General features: G+C 68.1%; 20 protein-coding genes. 11 read left to right on the forward strand and 9 right to left on the reverse strand.

The window, feature by feature from the left end; genetic code table 11:
- The first annotated feature begins 5 nt into the window (after nt 1-5).
- The 3 genes from ACGFRG_RS27045 to ACGFRG_RS27055 all read left to right on the forward strand — a co-directional run bounded on the left by ACGFRG_RS27045 (nt 6) and on the right by ACGFRG_RS27055 (nt 3,523).
- Nucleotides 6-842: an NAD(P)H-binding protein gene (locus ACGFRG_RS27045; protein WP_393268037.1), complete on the forward strand. Its 837-nt coding sequence runs from the start codon at nt 6-8 to the stop codon at nt 840-842.
- A gap of 136 nt (nt 843-978) precedes the next feature.
- On the forward strand, nt 979-1,995 hold the full coding sequence (locus ACGFRG_RS27050) for an alpha/beta hydrolase (protein ID WP_361430714.1): 1,017 nt from the start codon (nt 979-981) through the stop codon (nt 1,993-1,995).
- A 61-nt stretch (nt 1,996-2,056) separates the two neighbouring features.
- A complete protein-coding gene (locus ACGFRG_RS27055) occupies nt 2,057-3,523 on the forward strand; it encodes an FAD-dependent monooxygenase (RefSeq protein WP_393268039.1) in 1,467 nt (488 codons plus the stop codon).
- A gap of 196 nt (nt 3,524-3,719) precedes the next feature.
- Here the strand turns inward: ACGFRG_RS27055 and ACGFRG_RS27060 are convergent, their stop codons facing one another.
- The 3 genes from ACGFRG_RS27060 to ACGFRG_RS27070 form a co-directional block, all read right to left on the reverse strand.
- Nucleotides 3,720-3,854 carry a hypothetical protein gene (locus ACGFRG_RS27060; RefSeq protein WP_361430711.1) on the reverse strand — a complete coding sequence of 45 codons (135 nt, stop codon included), beginning with the start codon at nt 3,852-3,854 and terminating at the stop codon, nt 3,720-3,722.
- Nucleotides 3,855-3,947: 93 nt separating this feature from the next.
- Complete coding sequence (locus ACGFRG_RS27065; RefSeq protein ID WP_393268042.1) at nt 3,948-4,769, reverse strand: BTAD domain-containing putative transcriptional regulator; 822 nt, start codon at nt 4,767-4,769, stop codon at nt 3,948-3,950.
- Between the two features lie 86 nt (nt 4,770-4,855).
- A complete protein-coding gene (locus ACGFRG_RS27070; RefSeq protein WP_361430709.1) occupies nt 4,856-5,680 on the reverse strand; it encodes an AfsR/SARP family transcriptional regulator in 825 nt (274 codons plus the stop codon).
- Nucleotides 5,681-6,296: 616 nt separating this feature from the next.
- Between ACGFRG_RS27070 and ACGFRG_RS27075 the strand changes: the two genes are divergently transcribed.
- Nucleotides 6,297-6,701: a carboxymuconolactone decarboxylase family protein gene (locus ACGFRG_RS27075; protein ID WP_393268045.1), complete on the forward strand. Its 405-nt coding sequence runs from the start codon at nt 6,297-6,299 to the stop codon at nt 6,699-6,701.
- A 241-nt stretch (nt 6,702-6,942) separates the two neighbouring features.
- On the opposite strand, the gene ACGFRG_RS27080 is transcribed toward ACGFRG_RS27075, so the two are convergent.
- Nucleotides 6,943-7,638: a gamma-glutamyl-gamma-aminobutyrate hydrolase family protein gene (locus ACGFRG_RS27080; RefSeq protein WP_393268048.1), complete on the reverse strand. Its 696-nt coding sequence runs from the start codon at nt 7,636-7,638 to the stop codon at nt 6,943-6,945.
- Nucleotides 7,639-7,972: 334 nt separating this feature from the next.
- Between ACGFRG_RS27080 and ACGFRG_RS27085 the strand changes: the two genes are divergently transcribed.
- Entirely contained in the window at nt 7,973-8,662 is a 690-nt protein-coding gene (locus ACGFRG_RS27085; RefSeq protein WP_361430704.1) for a hemerythrin domain-containing protein, read from the forward strand.
- A gap of 85 nt (nt 8,663-8,747) precedes the next feature.
- Here the strand turns inward: ACGFRG_RS27085 and ACGFRG_RS27090 are convergent, their stop codons facing one another.
- Nucleotides 8,748-10,508, reverse strand: coding sequence for an FG-GAP repeat domain-containing protein (locus tag ACGFRG_RS27090; RefSeq protein ID WP_393268051.1), 1,761 nt, complete (start codon nt 10,506-10,508; stop codon nt 8,748-8,750).
- A 31-nt stretch (nt 10,509-10,539) separates the two neighbouring features.
- Nucleotides 10,540-12,537 (reverse strand): FG-GAP repeat domain-containing protein, encoded by a 1,998-nt coding sequence (locus ACGFRG_RS27095; RefSeq protein WP_393268054.1) that lies wholly within the window; start codon nt 12,535-12,537, stop codon nt 10,540-10,542.
- An 87-nt stretch (nt 12,538-12,624) separates the two neighbouring features.
- On the opposite strand from ACGFRG_RS27095, the gene ACGFRG_RS27100 reads away from it, so the two are divergent.
- The 3 genes from ACGFRG_RS27100 to ACGFRG_RS27110 all read left to right on the forward strand — a co-directional run bounded on the left by ACGFRG_RS27100 (nt 12,625) and on the right by ACGFRG_RS27110 (nt 14,496).
- Nucleotides 12,625-13,455: a hypothetical protein gene (locus ACGFRG_RS27100; protein WP_393268273.1), complete on the forward strand. Its 831-nt coding sequence runs from the start codon at nt 12,625-12,627 to the stop codon at nt 13,453-13,455.
- Entirely contained in the window at nt 13,358-14,083 is a 726-nt protein-coding gene (locus ACGFRG_RS27105) for a polymorphic toxin-type HINT domain-containing protein (protein ID WP_393268252.1), read from the forward strand. Before ACGFRG_RS27100 ends, ACGFRG_RS27105 begins: the two co-directional genes overlap by 98 nt.
- A 77-nt stretch (nt 14,084-14,160) precedes the next feature.
- Nucleotides 14,161-14,496, forward strand: a complete 336-nt coding sequence (locus tag ACGFRG_RS27110; RefSeq protein WP_361430699.1) for a hypothetical protein — start codon at nt 14,161-14,163, stop codon at nt 14,494-14,496.
- Between the two features lie 472 nt (nt 14,497-14,968).
- Here the strand turns inward: ACGFRG_RS27110 and ACGFRG_RS27115 are convergent, their stop codons facing one another.
- Together ACGFRG_RS27115 and ACGFRG_RS27120 are read right to left on the reverse strand one after the other, a co-directional pair.
- Complete coding sequence (locus tag ACGFRG_RS27115) at nt 14,969-15,808, reverse strand: hypothetical protein (RefSeq protein ID WP_393268057.1); 840 nt, start codon at nt 15,806-15,808, stop codon at nt 14,969-14,971.
- Nucleotides 15,809-15,908: 100 nt separating this feature from the next.
- Entirely contained in the window at nt 15,909-16,619 is a 711-nt protein-coding gene (locus ACGFRG_RS27120; RefSeq protein ID WP_393268060.1) for an ATP-binding protein, read from the reverse strand.
- A 219-nt stretch (nt 16,620-16,838) separates the two neighbouring features.
- Between ACGFRG_RS27120 and ACGFRG_RS27125 the strand changes: the two genes are divergently transcribed.
- From ACGFRG_RS27125 to ACGFRG_RS27135, 3 genes are all read left to right on the forward strand, one after another.
- Nucleotides 16,839-17,708: a helix-turn-helix transcriptional regulator gene (locus ACGFRG_RS27125; protein ID WP_361430694.1), complete on the forward strand. Its 870-nt coding sequence runs from the start codon at nt 16,839-16,841 to the stop codon at nt 17,706-17,708.
- 9 nt (nt 17,709-17,717) lie between these two features.
- On the forward strand, nt 17,718-17,912 hold the full coding sequence (locus ACGFRG_RS27130; protein ID WP_361430693.1) for a DUF397 domain-containing protein: 195 nt from the start codon (nt 17,718-17,720) through the stop codon (nt 17,910-17,912).
- A gap of 81 nt (nt 17,913-17,993) precedes the next feature.
- Nucleotides 17,994-18,158, forward strand: coding sequence for a DUF6191 domain-containing protein (locus ACGFRG_RS27135; protein ID WP_393268064.1), 165 nt, complete (start codon nt 17,994-17,996; stop codon nt 18,156-18,158).
- An 85-nt stretch (nt 18,159-18,243) separates the two neighbouring features.
- Here ACGFRG_RS27135 and ACGFRG_RS27140 read toward each other — a convergent pair whose 3' ends face one another.
- Nucleotides 18,244-22,062 (reverse strand): multifunctional oxoglutarate decarboxylase/oxoglutarate dehydrogenase thiamine pyrophosphate-binding subunit/dihydrolipoyllysine-residue succinyltransferase subunit, encoded by a 3,819-nt coding sequence (locus ACGFRG_RS27140; protein ID WP_393268067.1) that lies wholly within the window; start codon nt 22,060-22,062, stop codon nt 18,244-18,246.
- Nucleotides 22,063-22,355 lie beyond the last annotated feature (293 nt).

A 22,355-nucleotide genomic window follows, 5' to 3' on the forward strand; every position in this document is an offset into this window, starting at 1 on the left:
TCACCATGACCGTCCTCGTCACCGGCAGCAGCGGCAAAGTCGGCGCGCATCTCGTACGGCTGCTGCACGAGCAGGGCGTGGCCGTGCGGGCCGGGTCGCGCAGCCCGGAGAAGCTGACGCTGCCCGACGGCGTCGCGTCCGTGAAGCTCGCGCTCGACGACCCGGCCGACTTCCCCGCCGCCCTCGCCGGGGTGACCTCGGTCTTCCTGTACTGCGAGCCCGCCGCGATCGGTGAGTTCGTCGCGCAGGCCGAGGCGGCCGGTGTGCGGCACGTCGTCATCATGTCCGCCGACGCGGTGCTGCGCCCCGACGCCGCCGTCAACCCGATCGCCGCGCCCCACGTCGCGGTCGAGCAGGCGCTCGCCGCCTCCTCGATCACCTCGACCCCGCTGAACTGCGGGGCGCTCGCCAGCAACGCGATGCCGTGGGCCTGGCAGCTCAAGGCCCGGGGCACGGTCGGCCTGCCGTACCCGAACAGCTACGCCGACCCGGTCAACGAGCGCGATGTCGCCGAGGCCGCGCTCGCGGTCCTCACCGACCCGTCGCTCGGCGGCCGTTCGTACCACCTCACCGGGCCCGAGGCGCTGACCTTCACCCAGCACATCAAGGTCATCGAGGCCGCGGCCGGGCGCTCGATCCCGGTCGCCCAGGTCCCCCCGGCGGTCTGGCGCGCCAACAAGCCCGACTTCATGCCGGGCGACATCGCCGACGCGCTCCTTGAGCTGTGGGCGGCCAGCGACTCGCCGGTCCCGCTCACCGGCGACGTGGAGAAGCTGACCGGCCACCCGGCCCGCCCGTTCACCGAGTGGGCGCGGGAGTACGCGGGCCCGTTCCGCGGCTGAGCGCGACGGCCGACCGCGACGGCCGACTTCGTACGGCCGGCGTTCGGCAGCTGACGGCGAGGACACCCCCCCCACACATCCCCAGACAGCAACAGGCCCCCCACGCAGGGACCCGCACACAGGCAGGACTGACAGCATGTCGTTGGACCGCAGGAAGATGATCTCTCTGGGCGCCGGTTCCGCCGCCCTCGCGATGGCCGGGTCCGCCGCCTCGGCCACCCCGGCCACGGCCACCCCCACCTTGGCCGCTTCCGCCTCGGCCACCCCGCGCCGCCACGTCCCGGGCGACGCGGAGCTGGCCCGGTCACTGTCCGGCGGTTTCCGCAGCCAGTACGCGCACGTCAACGGCGTACGGCTGCACTATGTGGCGGGCGGCCACGGCCCTTTGCTGGTCCTGGTCGCCGGCTGGCCGCAGACCTGGTGGTCGTACCGCAAGATCATGCCCGCGCTCGCCCGCCGGTACCGGGTGATCGCCGTCGACCTGCGCGGCCAGGGCGGCTCCGACAAGCCCCAGGGCGGCTACGACAAGAAGACGATGGCGCGGGACATCCACGAGCTGGTGCGCCACCTCGGCCACCGCCGGACCTTCATCGCGGGCCACGACATCGGCGCCAAGGTGGCGTTCAGCTTCGCCGCCAACCACCCGGACGCCACCCGCAAGGTGGCGATGCTGGACACCCTCCACCCCGACGAGAGCTTCTACGACGTCCCGCTGCTCCAGCGCCCGGGCGGCCCCTTCAACCTGTGGTGGTGGGCCTTCAACCAGGTGCACGGGCTGCCCGAGCAGCTGATCCAGGGCCGCTCCCGGCACCTCATCGACTGGTTCCTCGCGAACTCGCTCCACGACCAGTCCCTGGTCACCGACTTCGACCGGAACGTGTACGCGCGCACCTACGACACCCCGGACGGCATCCGCGCGGCCAACGGCTGGTACCAGAGCTTCGCGCAGGACATCGAGGACATCAAGACGTATCCGAAGCTCACCCCGCCGCTGCTCGGTCTGGCCTCCGACCAGAGCTACACCGCGTACGTCCAGACGCTGCCGAAGCTGGCGACGGACGTACGCGTGGTGCGGTTCGAGAACACCGTGCACTACCTCCAGGAGGAGGCGCCCGAGCGCGTGCTCCGGGAGTTCCTGGAGTTCTTCGTCTGACCCACGACCTGTCGGTCCACGACCTCGTGGGTCCAGGACCCGATATCTGAGGAGTACGCACATGGCTAAGGGAGCGATCATCGTCGGGGCGGGCCCCGTCGGGCTGATGCTCGCCGGTGAGCTCAGGCTCGGCGGTGTGGACGTGGCGGTGTACGACCGGCTGCCCGCCCCGAGCGGCGAGTCGCGCGGTGTCGGTTTCACCCGCCGTGCCGCGGAGGTCTTCGACCAGCGCGGTCTGCTCGCCCGGTTCGGCGACGTGGAGTGGGCCCAGGGCCACTTCGGCGGGGTCCGCATCGACTTCTCCAAGCTGGAGGACAACCACTTCAGCGTCCGGGGCGTACCCCAGTTCCGGACCGAGGAGATCCTGGAGGACTGGCTCGGCGAGCTCGGTGTGAAGGTCCACCGCAACCACGAGGTGACCGGCTTCACCGAGACCGAGGACGGCGTCGTCGTCTCCTTCGAGGGCCCCGACGGGCCGGGCGAGGAGGAGGCGCGGTACCTCATCGGCTGCGACGGCGCCCGCTCGATCGTCCGCAAGACGGCCGGGATCGACTTCCCCGGCTGGGACGCCACCCGGGGTATGTACATGGCCGACCTGGTCGGCGCCGGGGTGCGCCAGCGGCCCATCGGCGAGCAGGTGCCCGGCGGCATGGTGATGGCGTTCAACCTGGAGAACGGCGTCGACCGGATCGTCATCCACGACGAGAAGCTGCGGCCGCACGAGGACAAGAGCCAGCTCACCTTCCAGGTCGTCGCGGACGCGTGGCAGGCCATGACGGGGGAGTCCCTGCACCACGCCGAGGTCCGCTGGATCAGCTCGTTCACCGACACCACCCGCCAGGCCTCCGAGTACCGCAAGGGCCGCGTCTTCCTGGTCGGCGACGCCACCCACATCCATATGCCGGCCGGTGCCCAGGGCATGAGCGTCGGCGTCCAGGACGCGGTGAACCTCGGCTGGAAGCTGGCTGCGGCCATCAACGGCTGGGCGCCCGAGGGCCTGCTCGACACCTTCCAGTCCGAGCGCCACCCGGTCGGCGAGAAGCTGATGCGCAACACCCGGGCGCAGACCCGCCTCTACCTCACCGGCGACGAGATGGAGCCGCTGCGCGCGGTGATGCGCGAGCTGGTCGAGTCCCCGGACGTGGCCCGCCACCTCGCCGGGCAGGTCAGCGGCCTGGACGTCTGCTACGACATGGGCGCGAGCGGTCACCCGCTGCTCGGCCTGCGCTTCTCGCCCGACCGCGAGGTCAAGCTCGCCGAGGGCGGCCAGCTCCGCGTGGCCGAACTCCTGCACACCGCGCGCGGTGTGCTCATCACCACCGGCGAGTCGACGGAGGCCGCGGAGCTGGCCGCCGACTGGTCGGACCGCGTCGACGTGGTCACCGGCAGCTGGATCCCGGCGGACACCGCGGGCGACGAGGACCCCGAGGCCGTACTGCTGCGCCCCGACGGACACGTCGCCTGGGCCGCGCCCGACGGCGGCAAGCTGCGGGACGCCCTGGAGCGGTGGTTCGGCACGGCCCGGTAGCGCCGGACATACGAGAGCGCCCCCTGTCGGCCGGGGGGCGTTCTTCGTTGGATCGTCTTCGTCAGGTCGTCCTGGTCGGATCGTCCGGGTCGGTAGATCGTCTGGGTTCGGTAGATCGTCTTGGTCCGGTCGTCCCGCGAAGCCCGGGCGGCCGTCGGTCATCTCCCCGGCGGCCGTGTCCTGGTGCGCGATCCGGTCAGTCGATCCCCCGGATGATGTTCAGCTCGACGTCGTCCTCCTCCGCCCCGGCCAGCCGGAGCGGAGGAGCGACGGCCGCGAGTTCACCCGTCCGCAGCTCAAGAGCTTCCCGGTCTTCCCTGTTCTCGTACATCTGCTCCCCCTTCGCATGGATACGAGCACGGGCCGTTCGAGCATGACCGCGCGTCGGCCCCGCGGCGAGCCACCTGGTTGCACATGGCCGGGATCAGGCCGCGTACAGATCGAAGGTGGAGGTGCGGCGGGGGCCCGCGACGACGTCCAGCTGGGGGTCGACGGACAGGATCGCCTGGTGCAGCCGCTGGAGCTGGGGGGAGGGCTCCACGCCCAGGTCCTCGATGAGCCGGCCGCGCAGCCGCCGGTAGACGTCGAGGGCGGTGGCCTGTCGCCCGGAGCGGTACAGCGCCACCATCGCCTGCGAGTGCAGCCCCTCGTGCTGTGGATGACGGGCGATCAGATCCGTTAATTCGGCGGTGAGTTCCGTGTGCCGGCCCAGACGGAGATCGGCGTCGATGCGGCGCTCCTTGACCACCAGGCGGCTCTCCTCAAGGCGCATCACCTCGATGTCGAGGATCGGTCCGACCCGTACGTCCACCAGCGCGGGGCCCTCCCACAGGTCGAGCGCGCGCCGCAGGCAGTCCGCCGCCCGCTCGTTGTCGCCCTCGTCGAACGCCAACTGACCCTCCGCGGACAGCTGTTCGAACGTGTGGACGTCAACGGCCTCGGACGGCACCTGGAGCAGATAGCCGCCGTAACGGGTGGCCAGAACATCCTTGGCCGAAAGTGGTGCGTCGGGTCCCATGGCGGTGGCCAGCCGTCGGCGCAGCTGGAGAATGTACGTCTGAAGGGTCGTCAGCGCGCTCGCCGGCAGATCCGTCCCCCAGATCTCCTCCATCAGCGTCGGTACGGGGATGACCCGGCCCGGGTAGAGGGCGAGCAGCGCCAGGATCTGGCGGGGCTTGCCGGCGGTCGGGACGATGGAGACTCTGTTCACTTCGGCACTCAAAGGGCCCAGAACCTGAATTTTCACGGCTTCCTCTCTGAAAAAACGGCGGGTACCGCCGGACATCGTTGTCTCACCCCGGCATCGGACCGCCGGGGGCGTGCCCCTGCGGATCAGCTGGCGCGGGCGACGAAACGCTCGGCGACGGAGGGCCCGTCGACCGCGGCGCCGGGCCGGGCCGTGAGGATGGCCAGCTGGAGCCGGCCGAGCGCGGGGGAGGGCTCGATACCGGCCTGTGCGACCAGATTCGTGCGCAGTCGCTGATAGGCGCCGAGCGCTTCGCTGCGCCGCCCTGAGCGGTGCAGCGCCAGCATCAGCTGGCCGTGCAGCGACTCGTGCATCGGATACCGGCTGACCAGAACGGTCAGCTCGGACAGCAGCTCGCGGTGGCGGCCGAGCCGCAGATCGGCCTCGATCCGCCGGTCGAGCGCGGCGAGCCGCGCCTCCTCAAGGCGTTCCGCCTCGGTACGGATCCGGCTGCCCTGGTGTACGTCGGTGAGCGCGGGCCCGGTCCACAGGCTCAGCGCCTCCCGCAGCAGCCGGGCGGCTCCGGTGTCGTCACCGGCGTCCATGGCGCGGTGCCCGGCGGTGGCCCGGCGCTCGAACTCCCGGAAGTCCACGGTGCCCTCACCGCTCTGCAGGCGATATCCGCCGGGCAGGGTGACGAGCACGTCCTTGGCGCCGCGCACTTCTCCGTCGCGGCGGGCCAGCGCCTCGCCGATGACGTCGCGCAACTGCATGACGTAGGTCTGCACGGTGGTACGGGCACTGCGCGGCGGGGCGTCGCCCCAGAGTTCCTCTGCCAGCGTCGCCAGCGGCACCACCTGATCGGCGTGCAGGGCGAGGAGGGCCAGCACCTGCCGCGGCTTGGGAGCGGTGGGTGCGATGGATAACCCGTTTTTCCGCACCGACAGTGCACCCAGCACTTCGATGTCCATGTTTCTCCCCAGAGTCGGGAAATGCGGGGGGTGAGGGGGTATTGGGTCGGAACAGTCCGCGCGGCTGGCAGGCCCTCGGCGGCAACCCGTTTGATCATGTCCTCGAACCCACCCGTTGCGGCAAGCCCGCCTGTGGCTGATTTGACGTATCTGTCAAAGTCCTGACCGCGTTGTCAAAATCCTGTAGCAGTGGTGAATTCTGCTCGGATTGAAGCCGCTCGACTCCGGGTAAAGAACGGCCTGATGCGGCGGCTTATTCTGACCGGAGCCCCTGCCCACCGGCCCGGTCCCGCCCGCCCTTCGGCCCGGCTTCCACCCACTCCGGGATCCGGATCTTACGCAGACCTTAATCCCGCGCCCAGCCTGAACACGCCTCCATCCACATATGTGACGTGGGTCACAGCCAGGATCTGTCACATTCATCGGCCACGTTTCGTCAGAGGTGTGACGGACGGAAGCCGGCCGGTGTGGAAGTTCTGGCAGGGCTGGTCGGCCTCCGGCGTCGCAGTTCTCTGTGAAGTGTTCGGCGTGTACTTGAGATCTTTTGAGGAGAGCAATCATGACTGCTCGGGCGAAGCACCCTGCTTTTGTCGTGCCTGGTGCGATTGACGCTTTGGTGGCCCTTGGAAAGGCCAGCAAGGAAGTTCCCGGCGTCGAAGTAAAGCTGCTGGAGCTGCTCCACCTTCGGGCGAGCCAGATCAATGGCGACGGTTCCAACGCGGACCGTCACCCCCGTCTGGCGAAGGCCGCCGGCGAGACCTCGGACGAGCGTCTCTTCGCGGTCGCCGCCTGGCGCAACACGCCGTACTTCACCGAGGCCGAGCGCGCCGCCCTGGCGCTGACCGAGGCCGTGACGCGCCTTGCCGACCGCGAGGACGCGGTCTCGGACGAGGTCTGGAACGACGCGGCCAAGCACTTCAACGAGCAGCAGCTCGCGGCGATCGTCCTCTCGGTCGCCACCGCGAACCTGTGGAACCGTCTGCACGTGGCCATCGGCCAGGTTGCCGACCCCAACAGCTGACCACCCCCGTTCAGCTGCTGGTGCCGGCTGACACCCCCGACAGTCGGCAGGGTCGGGCGGACGGCTCGACGGCGGGCGGCCCGGTCACCGCAGGACGTGCGGTGGCCGGGCCGCTTTTGTATACGCGGGCGGGAGCCTGTACGGGTTCGTCGGTGTCATACGGGCACTTCGTACGGGTCGTACGGCGACGGGACCCGGCCCCGAGGAAAAGCCTCGCGGGCCGGGCCGGGTGGTGTTTCGCCTACTCGGAGCGCTTCTTCTTCGCTTTCGCGGCCTCGATGAACGCCTCGAAGAGGGGAAGGGTGTCGCTGCCCAGCTCGCCGTGGGCCTGGAGTCCGGCGAGGAAGGGGGCCGAGGGGTCCTCCGCCTCGGCGCCCTCGATGACCCCGTCGTCCGACCAGGCGGTGGCGACAAGACCGGCGCCGAGCTTGTCGATCCCCTGGTGGTGGTGGCAGTAGACGGTGGCGGTCGGCCCGAGGGTGCGCCCGAGCAGCGAATCCGGCTTCATCTGGATCTCGCGCGGCTCGTACTTTCCGGGCACGACGGGCGAATGCTCGGGAAGGTGCTGGTCGAGCGTGCCGCCCCGGATGATGGAAATCAGCTGGAGGCCGCGGCAGACGCCGAGCACCGGAATCCCGCGCCGCTCGGCGACGGCGAGCGCCGCAAGTTCCGCGGTGTCCCGGGCCTCGTGCGGCGGAAACGTGAACTTCTCGCGCTCGGCACCGTAAAGAGCGGGATTGATATCGGCCCCGCCGCTCATCAGCAAGGCGTCGGCGCGCGCCATGACGTCCTCGACCGCATCAGGAATCGGCGGCACGAGAACGGGCGCGCCACCCGCTTGATGCACCTTCTCCATGTACTCCCAGGGAAGCAGCGCGACATGCACATCCCCCCAAATGTTCCAATTCACCGTTGACAGGTCGGCGGTCACCGCCACGACGGGCCGAGTCATCGAATGTCGTCCTTCCCGATTCCAGCGAAATGGAGTTTCACTAGAGCGTCACTTGTGCGCTTCTCGACTGCGCTCAACTTGCCCGTAACGAGTACGGGGGCATGGCTCAAGAATTGCACAGACTCGGGCTCTGTGGAAGAAATAGAAAAATAGGTATGGTGGAAACACGGTCGTCTTTCGGAAGAAAGCGCCGGTGAACCGCGTGCGTTCAACTGCGGGGTGATCGCAGTCGAACACCCCTATGGGGCACGCGGAGCTTTTGCGTACCCTCGCGGCAGTGATCGGTCCATTAGCGTCAAATAACTGGGGGATACCCGACATGACCGCCGCGACAGACAATCCGGGCGCCCGTATGTATCAGGAGTTCCTCGCCGTGCACGCGATCCTGCGCCGGGGGACGGAACTGGTGGCGAACGCGTTCGAGCGCCTGGGCGAGGGCGACCAGGTCAGCGTCAAGGAACTCATCGAGACCACGCAGTGGCTCATCGACTTCACCCATCACCACCACGAGTCGGAGGACGAGCTGTTCTGGCCCGTCCTGCACGGTCTGTACCCCGACTCGGTGGCGGCGTTCGACACCCTCAACGAGGAGCACGCGGAGCTGGACCGCGAACTCGGCGGTCTGAGCCGGGCGGTGGAACTCCTGACGGCGGCGAACGAGGCCGGCGAGCCGGCCGACTCGGCCGCGGTGACCGAGGCGGCGCAGGCCGGCACGGCGGCGGCCCGCAAGGTCCGCGACATCCTGGCGGGCCACCTGGACACGGAGGAGCCGGTAGTCCGCGACCTCTTCCCCGGCGTCCCGGCGGACGAGGTCGACCGCCTCCGCACCGCCATCACCGAGGGCAGCCCCAAGTCCGGCGGCCACCTGGTCTTCGGCCTCCTGGAGGACCCGGAGCGGGCCGAGGGCTACGACGAGATCCTCGCCAGCTTCCCGGAAGCCTTCCGCTCCCACCGCCCGCAGCTGGTCCAGGTGTACCTGGACGGCAAGAAGGCGCTGGGATTGGCGTAAGGGGTGGCGCGCGGACACACCTGGGCCCGACCGCCGGAACAACTCGGCGGCCGGGCCCGGGTGTTGTGCTATTCCTGACGCACCATCAGATGATGGTGTCGTAGGTGTTCCACCCGGTGCCGATCTGGACGCGCGGCTGGAACGGGAAGCCGGACTTGCCGAAGTAGATCCAGAGGCGGCCGTCGTGGTCGCGGGCGAGCAGACTGCCCTCGTCGCGTCCGTCCAGGGAACCCGGGCTGACGATGGAGGTGTACGTGTTCCACCCGCCACCGACCTTGGTGCGGGTGGCGAAGGGGGCGGCGGGGTTGCCGGTGCCTTCGTACAGCCACAGCACGCCGTCGCGATCCCGGGCGAGCAGATCGGGACGCCCGTCACCGGTCACATCGGCACCGCCGGTGATCAAGTTGTAAGTGTTCCAGCCTCCTCCGATCCTGGTCCGGGTGGCGAAGGGGTCAGCGGGGTTTCCGGTGCCCTTGTACAGCCAGAGCACCCCGCCGCGGTCCCGGGCGAGCAGGTCCGGCTTCCCGTCCCCGGTCAGATCGCCCCCGCCGATGAGCGTGTCGTAGACCTGCCACCCACCGCCGACCTTGACCCGTGACGCGAAGGGCGCGTCGCCGTTGCCGCTGCCCCGGTAGTACCAGAGCACACCGGCCCGGTCCCGCCCGACGAGGTCCCCGTTGCCCTCGACTCCGAACGTGGAGATCTTGGTGAGCAGGTCGTAGGTCTGCCAGCCGCCGCCTACTCGGGTGCGGGGGGTGTAGTACCGGGAGCCCGTGTCCGGGTACTCGCCCTCCTTGTACTGCCACAGGACCCCGTCGGCGTCGCGGCCGTAGAAGGAGTGTCTGGCGAAGGCCGGGACCTGTATCCGGTCCAGGCGCAGCTCCTGCGGCACCTCGGTGAGCTTCCGCCCGCTTTCGTCCACGACTTGGAGAGCCCCGCGCAGGAAATGCTGCGGCAGGCCCCAGGCGGCGCTGATGCGCACGTACTCGTGGAGGTCGGCGGGGTTCTGCGTTGTCCACGTCTGTGACGGGAAGTCCATGGCGAGGGATCCGTCGGCACCGATCGTCCAAGACGAGGGCATGTAGTGGGAGTTGTCCGTGGAGTACTGCACGGTGATGCCCTTGGCCAGCTGCGCCGCTGTGTAGCCGCCCTGCGCGAGCTGGTCTGCGGAGAAGACCCATCGGGTGTGCGTCGCCGACGGCGGTGTACGCCTCGTCATGTGGGTGGTCAGCCGCATCTCGGCGGGCTGGAGCACGCCCTCGTGGATGGGGAACATGAGTCCGGGGCCCGACCCATGCCCCGGGGAGGTCCAGGAACCGGCGAGCGATGCCTGCCCGAACGCGGTGTATCCCGCGGTGTGCGCGTTCCAGTCGTTGTCCACGTAATCGTTGGTCGCACCGTCCATGAGGTCGGTCTCGACCCGAACCCCGGTACCCGCTCCGTAGTCGGCGGCGAGGTGGAGCCGAAGGTGTGTGCCGGCGGTGAGCCGGGTGCCGGGAACGCCGTTGTGATCGCTGTCCGCCTTGCCGATGTAGAACGTCGCGGCCGTGTGATCCGGCTCGTTGTGAGCATCCGGGATCACGGCTCCGGAGTCGTCGGTGACACGGATGTGATCGAGCCCCGTGCCGAACATGGTGAACCGGAAGTAGGCGTCCTTGACCGGCGGGTCGGTCACGGTGAGGTCGATGTCGCCTGCGGCTCCGTCGATGTCGACGACGTCGGGCAGGGTCGTCGACAGCACGGGTCCGCTCGGGTCGGCCTGGGCCGCCTGCAGCGGGGCGACGCCGAGCGTGGTGCCCAGAGTGGCGATGGCCAGTGCAGCCCTGTGGCGACGGCCGATACGCATGGTGGATCCCTTCATGAGGTCTGGAACTGGGCTACGCGAGGTCGCGGAAGGTGGCGAATCCGGCTTCGTTGGGCCATAGGCGTTGCGCGGAGCCGAGGTGGCCGTAGCCGTCGCCCGGCCACCAGTAGAGGTTGCCCGCGCCGGAGATGGCGGCGAGGTCGGTTCTGCCGTCACCGTTGAAGTCACCCGTGGCCAGGTCGCGGAACGTGCCGAACTCCCCGTCGTTGGGCCACAGACGCTGGGCCGAGCCGATGCTGCCGTTGCCGTCGCCCGGCCACCAGTAGAGGTTGCCCGCCCCGGAGATGGCGGCGAGGTCGGTCTTGCCGTCGCCGTTGAAGTCACCGGCGGTCAAATCACGGAAGGTGGCGAACTGGCCTGCTGTGGGCCATGGGTTCGAGGCGGGACTGAGGCTCCCCTTGCCGTCGCCCATCCACATGTAGAGGTTGCCCTGGTCGTTGATCGCGGCGAGGTCGGTCTTGCCATCGCCGTTGAAGTCACCGGCGGTGGGATCGCGGAAGCTCTGGAACCCACCCTCCGTGGGCCAGAGAAGAGCGGCGCCGCCGAGTCCGCCGCTCCCGTTGCCAGGCTTCCAGTACAGAGAACCGCTCTGGCTGATGGCCGCGACATCCGTGTTTCCGTCGCCGTTGAAGTCACCAGCCACAGGTTCGCGCGCGGTGAGGTAGTCGCCGTCCACCGGCCACATCCGCGACCCGTTCCGCAGACTCCCGTTCCCGTTGTTGTGCCAGTAGTAGAGGTTGCCCGAGCCGGAGATTCCCGTCAGGTCGCTCCGTCCGTCCCCGTCGAAGTCGTTCTTGGCGTACGGACGGTACGGCGAGCCCTCCAGGGTCTGGATCGTCGTGCCCCAGACCCGCTTGCTGATGTCCGCCGGTGGGGCGAACGGGACCTGGTCCGGCGCGGGTGCCCGGCCGGGGAACTCCATGAGGCGGCCGTCCCACGTGGTCGTGACGAGGTCCGCGTAGCCGTCGCCGTCCAGGTCGCCGTCGGACGTGATCGACGGATGGGCCAGGACGGTGACGCCCGAGCCGATCTGCTTGCGGGTGGTGATGTCGCCGAGGCCGGTCGGGTCGCCGGGGCGGTTGTAGTACGCGTACAGCGCGCCGGTCGTCGTGTCCCGGGCCCACAGGTCCGGCAGGCCGTCCCCGGCGGCACCGGAACTGGTGCCGACGTCACCCGGCGCGACGACCGTCATGGACTGCCAGCCGCCGCTGCCGAGCTGCACGGGGTTGGCGAAGCGTCCGCTACCGGCGCCGTGGAACAGCCACAACTCGCCCTTCTCCACGGTGATCAGGTCGTTCTGGCCGTCGCCGTCGACGTCACCGGGCGCGACGACCTGGGTGACCTGCTTCCAGTCGGTCGCGTAGCTCTGGCACTTGGCCGCATCGAAGGTGCAGCTCGGCGGCCTGGTCACCGTGATCGCCCTGGCCTTGGTGAAGTCGCCGTTCGTCGGGTTGAGGTACAGCGCGCCGCCCTGGTACGCGAACAGGTCGTCGACGGTCTGTCCGCCGTGCATGGATCCGTGGTGGGCGAGGATCGCGCCCGCCCAGGACGGCACGCCGTTCGGCGCCTGGTAGGCCGCGACCGTGCCGCCGAGTGCGGGGTCGGTGGTGCCGACCGGGAACAGCCGGATGTTTCCGCCCCCGTCGACCACCGCCACGTCCGGCACGCCGTCCCCCGTCAGGTCGCCCGCGACGGCCTTGGGGTTCGGGTTGCCGGGCACGTAGAAGTCGTACTCGAACGGCTGGGAGCGGTTGCCCGCCTTGTCGACGGCGTCGACGTACAGCACGTTCGTGCCCCAGTGGCCCGGCGTCAGCTTCAGCGAAGCCGTACCGTTCGAGGCCGCCAAGGTCGTGGCGCCGCCGACCGGCAGAATCTGGTTGAAGGAGTACTCGAAGTAGTCGACGCCGCTTCCGCTGTCCGTCGCGCTGAGGTCGAACGTGCCGCTGAACTGGTCGTCGGCGTGGTGCGGGGTGCCGGTCGAGCCCGACGCCGGGTAGTCGGCAGAGGACACCGACAGCTGCGTCGGCGGCGTCCCGTCCACCCGGAAGTGGCAGACCGGCGTGGTCGCGGACTGGCTGATGCCGTCGTCGGCCCGCGCGTGTCCGTGGACCCGGTCTTCGACGGGGGCGACCCGCAGGCGCTGAACGGTTACGCGTACGCGGACAACTCCCCGCTCACCAACACCGACCCAACCGGTCTCTCGGCCTGCGACTTCAACCCGGAGATCTGCCACCGGGAGACCACGCCGGAGACGAAGAGCGAGGACGCGTACGCCGCGTACACGCAGCAGACCGGCATCGTCTACAACTACGACACATCACCGCCGCCTCCCAAGAAGCCGAAGCACCACCACTGGTGGCAGAAGGTCTGGGACAAGGTCGAGACGGTCGCCGTCGTCGTCGTGATCACCGTGGTGGTCGTGGCGGTGGTCTCCGCATGCCTCACCCCTGCGGGGGTCGCCTGCGCGGGCGTGGTGATGGCTGCGGGGGAGGGCTTCGCGGCCGGGGCGGAACTGGGTGCGTCAGCGGCGGTCGCCGGGGCGGTGATATCCGCGGGAGGAGAAGCACTGGCGGCGGTGGGCGCCGGTGCGGCAGTGGTAGCCGGGGCAGCCCGGGTCGCCAAGGGAGTCTCGAAGGCGGTCTCGAAGTCGGGGGCTGAGGGCGAGGCGGGCGTTGCCGCGAGCAGGGCCGAGGGGGCTGCGGCTTCGCGGGCCCCCGAGCCCGGGGGGGTGCAACAGCTTCCCGGCTGCGACGACGGTCCTGCTGGCGAGCGGCGCTGCCGTCCCGATCGACCAGGTGAAGGTCGGCGACACGGTCGAGGCGACGGATCCGCTGACGAACACGACCAAGCCGGAGAAGGTGACTCATGTCGACGTCACGCTGACGGACAAGGACTTCACGGATACGACGGTCCGTACGTCCGCCGGTGACGAGACGATCACCTCCACCCAGCACCACCCGTACTGGGATGCCACACGCAAGCAGTGGGTCGACGCGGCCAACCTGAAGCGGGGCGAACAACTCCGCGAGCCCGACGGCACGCTGCTCACGGTCGTCAAGATCCGAAATTACCGCCGCGCGGTCACTACGTACAACCTCACGGTTGAGCACATTCATACGTACTATGTTGTGGCGGGCAGCACTCCGATCCTGGTTCACAATTGCAATGAAGTGGCAGTTGATACGAATGCTGTAACAGATGCCCTGTCCGGTGCAAAGACTTCTGAAGTAGATGCTGCTTTGTCGGGCCGTGCGCCCGTGCTTTCACCGACTGCTCATCGTGAACTACTTGAAGGTGGACACTCGGCTGATGCCATTGGTGGCTGGCTATCGGAGCGAGGAGGACGTATGGGACCCGCTTCCACCAGCGATGGTGTCGCTTCCCTTCAGGCTCGACTCATGAGTATGTGGAAGGGGAAGTCCTTCAATCCGATGATTGCCGACGATGATGCTTCGGTCTTGCATTCGGCAGTACAAGATGGATTGTCAATTATTACAAACGATAAGAGATTCTATAAGAATATAGATAGGCTCGGATATTCAAGTGAACGGTATTAGTTGACCGTGCTAGGGGGCTCGCTTGACGGGTTGCGGGCCACTCCAGGTAAGTAAACGGGTTGGTAGAAGGTGGCCATATGGGTGAAGATGAGCTCGGCGAAATCGAGGAGCTGTGTTCTGCGGCTACTCCGGCACCTTGGTTCGTCAGGACCTTGGATGATGACTCGGCCATGAATCTTGTGGCGGTGAGCACGGCTCCAGACACTGGTAACGCCGAGAGGTGGCCAAATTTTGATCATCGAGACATGATTGCCGCAACGCTGGTTCAGCATCCGCGATACGTTGATTCGGGTGACGAGCGCTGGGATGAGAATGCAGCCTTCATTGCAATGGCGCGGGAAGCTGTGCCACGCCTTGTGGATGAGGTTAGGCGCCTTCAGGCTCTGATTTCAGGTGAGGGAAATGGTCAATGATGGACTAGTCGGTTTTATTGACCTATCGTAGATGGCCTCTGAGTTTCATCTTTTCGCCGGTCTGAGGCGTGTCCGCATCAATGTCGTGACCGATTGAAGATCAATGGCTTAAAGTGCTCACAGAAGCAGCTCAGGGGGATTCCTTGTGGGAATTCAGCTGCACAAAATGCGGCAGATGGTGCTCGTGAGTGTGGGAGCTGTCGCCATATTCGGCTGGGTCGCCGCCAACGACCACTCGAAAGCCGACGAGGACGGGGCGGCGGTTGCGTACACCGCTGGCGTGATGCTCGGGCTTGCTCCGGTCTTCGTGGTGCAGCGGTGCTTGCTGCTGAAGCAGGGGGTTTCGGTGTCCGGTTCCGTTGACGTGCGCGAAGTTGTGTCCGCCGCCGTGATTGCGCAGAACCCCACCACCCGGGTGCTGTGGAGGCGGCAGTTTGGCCGTCGCGCTCGTCCTGCCGACGGCGTGAGCGGCTTAGTACGAGGTCCGGGACAGGCCGGTGACCGTGCCGTCCTGGCTCACGTAGAGTCCGACCGGTTGCCAGGTATAGCCTTGCAGCGCCAGCGTGCGAAAAGGCTTCCCCCCGTTGTCCAGCCGGTAAGCGCCGGCTTTCCCGTTGCTGTTCCACTCGATTTCCAGATACCAGGTGCAGTCGCACGCGGCGGTCCGCACCGAGAAATGGAAAACCTCCGGGTCGGTCGTGGAGATCTTGTACGGGAAATTGACGATCGCCGGCGACGGTCCGGAGGGCTCGTCCGGGGGCAGCGCTTTCGCGGTAGGTGATTTACTGTCGAGATCGATCGCGAAAGACCGCGTCGGCACTGCGGCACCGCACCCGCCCGTACCGAATACCGAGGCCGGTGGCGGCTGGGGCGGGCCGGACATCACCACCCGGACTCCGGTGATGACCACCGCGCTCTGCGTCCTTCCCTGGAGCGTGACCGTGAGCTCGGTCGCCCCGCCGTCGGCCTCCCTGTTCTTCATCAGGATGGTGCGCCCCTCGTCCTCCGTCTTGCCGATCACGGATTTCTGGAGCTTGTCGGGGAAATGCGTCCAAACGGGCGGACACGAGTTGTCTTCGGATGCCACGGTAAAAGGGGCCTGCTCCTTGCCGAACTCGTGCACGACCTTGCTGCCCGTCGTCTTGAACACGTCCTGCAGAGCGCCACCGAGAACCGTCGCCAAGGCCCCCACCAGAACTGTCAGCGCCCACGTCAAAGGCCGCTTCCAGAAGGGCTTCTTCCCCTTGTCCGGTTCCGCCCCCGCCTGCGGTTCCCCGTCACCCGATTCCCCATCGGAGGAATTGGCGTTCACGACGGCCTCCCAGCGGAGCGGTTCTCAGGCGTCGGCTATCCCCTCCGCAGCCATGTTCACCCGCCTCGCCCCCACCCGCCACCGAGACCGTTACCCGGTGTCACGCTGACCTGCCTGTCGTCAGTTTCGCCCAGACCGACTTGCCGGATTTCCCCGTCCCCGGTCCCGCCGTGCCCCACTCGTCCGCCAATGCGGCCACCAGGGTCAGGCCTCTGCCGTGTTCCTCCGACGCGGTCGGCGCGTGGGGTTCCGGGAGGGGTGTGGGGGAGTCGTCGGTGACTGCCAGGTGGAGGGTGGAGCCCGTGTGGGTTACCTCCACCGTTACGTCGGGGCTTGTCGTGTGGACGATCGCGTTGGTGAGTAGTTCGCTCAGGATCAGCTCCGCTGCGGGGGACGTCTCCCGTAGGGACCAGTCCGTCAGGTGAGCGGATAGGGCGTGCCTTGCCGTCGACACCACCGACGGAGTTGCCTTGAGCTTTGCTCGGTAGTGGTGCGCGGGCGGCTCCGCCGCTCTGTATGTGGCGCATGTCGGGTGGTCGGTGATGTGGTCCGCCGGTACGCCCGCGAGGTGGTGGCGGTTGGGGACCACGATTCCCTGCGCGTGTGCGGCGGTGATCAGCTCGGCGGCTCGCCGCCAGGCCACTCGGTCCGCCAGCGGGCGGGTGAGCGGGCCCGTGTCGTAGAGCGTGGCCACGACCGCCCAGTTGTGGGCGGTGGCGGACTTCCGTAGGGCCGCCATCACCGTTGCCGGGTCGGCGTCGTCGTGGATGCAGGCGTACAGAGCGACTGGGGTCGGGGTGGGGTGGGGCAACTCGGTCTCCCGGCACGGTAGTTGGCGTGCGACGGTGTGGGGTCCGTCTGCCAACCAGCGTCTTGGCTATGCGTCTTAATATGCAATCGAACTCCGTCAATCGCACAGACTTGGTATATGCCGAGATGCATGCAAATGGCTGCGCGGCGTACACAGCGACTGTCACACTCGGCGCATGGTCGCTCACGGAGCGGGTAACGGTCGTCGAGAGGGTGACAGATGGCAGCGAAGCGCGGACCGACGGTGCGGCGACTGCAACTCGGCATCGAGCTGCGGCGGTTGCGGGAGAGGGCCAACCTGACCATGGAAGAGGCCGTGGACGGGCTGGGGTTCAGCCAGCCGAAGCTCTCGCGGGTGGAGAAGGGCGACATCGGGCTGCCGAAGTCCGCCGACCTGCGGGCCCTGCTCGACCGTTACGGGGTCGACGATCCCGACGACGTCGACTTCCTGATGGAGCTGCACCGGGACTCCCTCGATCGTGGGTGGTGGTCGACGTACCGGACCTTCCTGCCCTCGGGCATGGCGACGTACATCGGGCTGGAGACGGACGCCCGGTCCATCCAGGCGTGGGAGCCCAACTTCGTCCTCGGGCTGCTGCAGTCCGAGTCGTACGCCCGTGCGCTGCTGGAGCGTGCCAAGGTCGTCGAGGAGACGACCACCGAGTTCGTCGAGCGCAACATCGCCCTGCGCATGGAGCGCAAGGAGCAGATCACGCGTGAGGACAGCCCCATCGAGCTGTGGGCGATCCTCGATGAAGCGGTGCTGCGGCGCACGATGGGCAGTCCCGAGGTCATGCGGGAGCAGTACGAGGAGATTCGTGCGCTCGCTGCCCGCGACAACGTGACCGTGCAGATCTTCCCGATGGCCTCGGTCTCGTACCGGTACGGGCGCGGCCCCTTCCAGGTGCTGGACTTCGGCTCCCACTTCCCCTCGATGGTGCAGGCCGACGACGCCTCCGGCGCGGTCTCCGTGATCGACAAGCCGTTTGAGGTGCTGAAGTACTCCCGTAGGCTCCAGGCCATGCGGGCCGGCGCCCTGGCCCCGGAGGAGACCTCCCACTTCCTGGAACAACTAGCCGGAGAGATCTGAGTGTTGACAATGCATCCGCAGCGACCCGCCGATCCGCACTGGTTCAAGTCGTCGTACAGCAGTGACAGCGGCAACGCCTGCCTCGAAGTCGCCGACCTCGGCCCGACCGTCGGCATACGGGACTCCAAGGATCTCCGTATACCGGCGGTCGCCGTCCCGAAGCGGGCCTGGGCCGCCTTCGTCCGGAACATCCGCTGCCCATGATCGGGATCTGACAGCCGCCTCACAGCGTTATGTGGGTACGGGACCACATACCGGAGGTGACCGCTCGTGTTCGGTTCGGCCATGAACGAGGTCTTCCTGCCCGGGAAGCGGCACGAAGAAGAAGAGCGGCAGCGGCTGGAGATCACGCTCGACGAGGCGGGGGACAACGATCCCGGGCGCGGGCCCATAGATCTGTCCAGTGGGATCGTCCTCATACGGGTGCCGCCCAAGGCGGACGACGACTGAGCGCGTACGCCGGAGGGCCCGTCATCCCCACCTGCTCGGGATGACGGGCCCTCCGTACGCGTACATCTGCACGCACGCGCAAGCGTTACGCGTCGAAGACCTCCGACACCAGCTGCTCCTGCTCCTGCTCGTGGCGCTTCTTCGAGCCCACCGCCGGGGACGAGCCGTGCGGGCGCGAGATGCGGCGCAGGCGCTCGCCGTGCGGGACGTCCGCGCCGACCGCCAGGTCCAGGTGGTCGATCAGGTTGAGGGCGATGAAGGGCCACGCGCCCTGGTTCGCCGGCTCCTCCTGCGCCCACAGGTACTTCTCGGCGTTCGGGTACTTGGCGATCTCGGCCTGGAGCTCCGCACCCGGCAGCGGGTACAGGCGCTCCAGACGGATCAGCGCCGTGTCCGTCGCGCCGCGCTTGTCGCGCTCCGCCTTCAGGTCGTAGTAGACCTTGCCGGCGCAGAAGACGACCTTGCGGACCGCGTTCGGGTCGACGAACTCGTCGCCGATGACCGGACGGAAGCCACCCGAGGTGAACTCCTCCACCTTCGACGCGGCGGCCTTCAGACGCAGCATCGACTTCGGGGTGAAGACCACCAGCGGCTTGTGGTGCGGGTTGTGCACCTGCCACCGCAGGAGGTGGAAGTAGTTCGACGGGAGCGTCGGCATCGCGACCGTCATGTTGTTCTGCGCGCACATCTGGAGGAAGCGCTCGGGGCGCGCGGACGAGTGGTCCGGGCCCTGGCCCTCGTAGCCGTGCGGCAGCAGCAGCGTGACGCCGGACGTCTGCGCCCACTTCTGCTCGGCGGAGGAGATGAACTCGTCCACCACCGTCTGCGCGCCGTTGACGAAGTCGCCGAACTGCGCCTCCCACATCACCAGGGACTCGGGACGCGCCAGCGAGTAGCCGTACTCGAAGCCCATCGCCGCGTACTCGGAGAGCAGCGAGTCGTAGACGTTGTAGCGGGCCTGGTCCTCGGTGAGGTACATCAGCGGGGTGTAGTCCTCGCCGGTGACCTGGTCCACCAGGACCGCGTGGCGCTGGCCGAAGGTGCCGCGGCGGGTGTCCTGGCCGGAGAGCCGGACCGGGACGCCGTCCATCAGCAGCGAGCCGATGGCCAGGGTCTCGCCCATGCCCCAGTCGATCGTGCCGTCCTCGACCGAGGCCGCGCGGCGCTGCAGCTGGGGCAGCAGACGCGGGTGGACGGTGATCCGCTCGGGGATGTTGACCTGCGACTCGGCGATCCGCTTGACGACCTCCTGGGAGACCGCGGTGGCGACCGCCACCGGGAACTCGGCCTGCGGGTCGGTCGCGTGGACCTCGCCCGGCGCCGAGGTGGCCTCGCGGACCTCCGCGAAGACCTTCTCCAGCTGGCCCTGGAAGTCCTGGAGCGCCTGCTCCGCCTCTTCCAGGGTGATGTCGCCGCGACCGATCAGGGACTCGGTGTACAGCTTGCGCACCGAGCGCTTCTTGTCGATCAGGTTGTACATCTGCGGGTTGGTGAACTGCGGGTTGTCGCCCTCGTTGTGACCGCGGCGGCGGTAGCAGATGAGGTCGATCACGACGTCCTTGTTGAACGTCTGGCGGAACTCGAAGGCCAGGCGGGCCACGCGGACCACGGCCTCCGGGTCGTCGCCGTTCACGTGGATGATCGGGGCCTCGATCATGCGGGCCACGTCGGTCGCGTACATCGAGGAGCGCGACGACTCCGGCGCCGCGGTGAAGCCGACCTGGTTGTTGATGACGATGTGGACCGTGCCGCCGGTGCGGTAGCCGCGCAGCTGCGACATGTTCAGGGTCTCGGCCACCACGCCCTGGCCCGCGAAGGCCGCGTCGCCGTGCAGGGCGACGGGCAGGACCGTGAAGTCCGTGCCGCCCTTGTTGATGACGTCCTGCTTGGCGCGGGTGACGCCCTCCAGGACCGGGTCGACCGCCTCCAGGTGGGAGGGGTTGGCGACGAGCGAGACCTTGATCTGCTCGCCGTCCAGGCCCGTGAAGGTGCCGGAGGCGCCCAGGTGGTACTTCACGTCGCCGGAGCCGTGCATCGACTTCGGGTCGAGGTTGCCCTCGAACTCGCGGAAGATCTGCGCGTACGACTTGCCGACGATGTTGGCGAGGACGTTCAGGCGGCCGCGGTGGGCCATGCCGATGACGACCTCGTCCAGACGCGACTCGGCCGCGCTGTCGATGACCGCGTCGAGCAGCGGGATGACCGACTCGCCGCCCTCAAGCGAGAAGCGCTTCTGGCCGACGTACTTGGTCTGCAGGAACGTCTCGAACGCCTCCGCCGCGTTCAGACGGCGCAGGATGCGCAGCTGCTCCTCGCGCTCCGGCTTGGAGTGCGGGCGCTCGACGCGGTCCTGGATCCACTTGCGCTGCTTGGGGTCCTGGATGTGCATGAACTCGATGCCGGTGGTGCGGCAGTACGAGTCGCGCAGCACGCCGAGGACGTCGCGCAGCTTCATCAGCGTCTTGCCGGCGAAACCGCCGACCGCGAACTCCCGCTCCAGGTCCCACAGGGTGAGGCCGTGCTCGGTGATGTCCAGGTCGGGGTGCTTGCGCTGGCGGTACTCCAGCGGGTCGGTGTCGGCCATGACGTGGCCGCGGACCCGGTAGGAGTGGATCAGCTCGAAGACGCGGGCGGCCTTGGTGACGTCGTCGTCGTGCGAGGCGTCGATGTCCTTGAGCCAGCGGACCGGCTCGTACGGGATGCGCAGCGACTCGAAGATCGAGTCGTAGAAGCCGTCCTCGCCGAGCAGGAAGTTCGCGACGATCCGCAGGAACTCGCCGGAGGCGGCGCCCTGGATGACCCGGTGGTCGTACGTCGACGTGAGGGTCATCACCTTGGAGATGCCCAGCTTGTTCAGGGTGTCCTGGGAGGTGCCCTGGAACTCGGCCGGGTAGTCCATCGAGCCGACGCCCATGATGACCGACTGCCCGGGCATCAGACGCGGCACGGAGTGGACGGTGCCGAGGCCGCCGGGGTTGGTGAGGGAGACCGTCACGCCCGTGAAGTCGTCCATCGTCAGCTTGCCCAGGCGGGCGCGCTTGACGATGTCCTCGTAGGCCTGCCAGAACTCGAAGAAGTTCAGCGTCTCGGCCTTCTTGATGCCCGCGACGACCAGCTGGCGGTCGCCGTTGGGCTTCACCAGGTCGATGGCGAGGCCGAAGTTCACGTGGTCGGGCTTGACCAGGGTCGGCTTGCCGTCCTTCTCCACGAAGGAGTAGTTCATCGACGGCATGGCCTTGATGGCCTGCACCATCGCGTACCCGATGAGGTGCGTGAAGGAGATCTTCCCGCCCCGGGCGCGCTTGAGGTGGTTGTTGATGACGATGCGGTTGTCGAAGAGCAGCTTCACCGGGACCGCGCGCACGGACGTGGCCGTGGGGACCTCGATGGAGGCGTTCATGTTCTTCGCGACCGCGGCGGCGGGGCCGCGCAGCGTCACGTACTCGGGGCCTGCCGGGGCCTCGGTCGCCGGGGCCGCCTTGGCGGGGGCCGGGGCGGCGGCGGGCTTCGCGGCGGGCGCCGGAGCGGCCTTCGCGGGAGCCGGAGCCGGAGCCGGGGCCTGCGCCGGGGCGGCGGCCGCGGGCTGCGCGACCGGAGCCGGAGCCGGAGCGGCGGGTGCCGGGGCCGGGGTGACCGGAGCCGGAGCGGCAGGGGTGGCTACCGCAGCCCCCGCGGCTGCGGCGGGAGCACCCTCGACGGGCTTGTCCGCCGTGCCGGGCGTACCCGGCTTGTAGTCGGCGAAGAAGTCCCACCAGGCACGGTCGACCGAATTGGGGTCCTGGAGGTACTGCTGGTAGATCTCGTCGACGAGCCACTCATTGGCACCGAAGCCGGCTGCAGGGTTCTTGCCCTGCCCGTCTTGGTCGGTCGAGACGCTCGAATTACTGGGGGACTGAGACGACACGGCGGCAACCGCCCTCTTCCGCTTCACAAGGTGATGGACAGCGGAAATAAAGGCTACGCCTCCCTGGCCTGGAGGTGCAGACCGGGCGTGCCACAGTCGCGTAAGTCACACCGGAAAGCGTGTTTCGGGGCAGGTTTTGGCGGGAAACAGATCGGGTTCCGCTCGTGAGTGGGTACGCCACAGCGCGGTTGCGGCCCCGTAGAACCGCATCCTCTGGGCACTCACACACCGCTTACAGCGGCTCCACCGGAGCGGCTGCGCCGTGCGAATGTCTGCTTCCGGTTCGAGACTAC

Origin of the sequence: Streptomyces sp. NPDC048696, from assembly GCF_043198895.1 — a bacterium.
GTDB lineage: Bacteria > Actinomycetota > Actinomycetes > Streptomycetales > Streptomycetaceae > Streptomyces.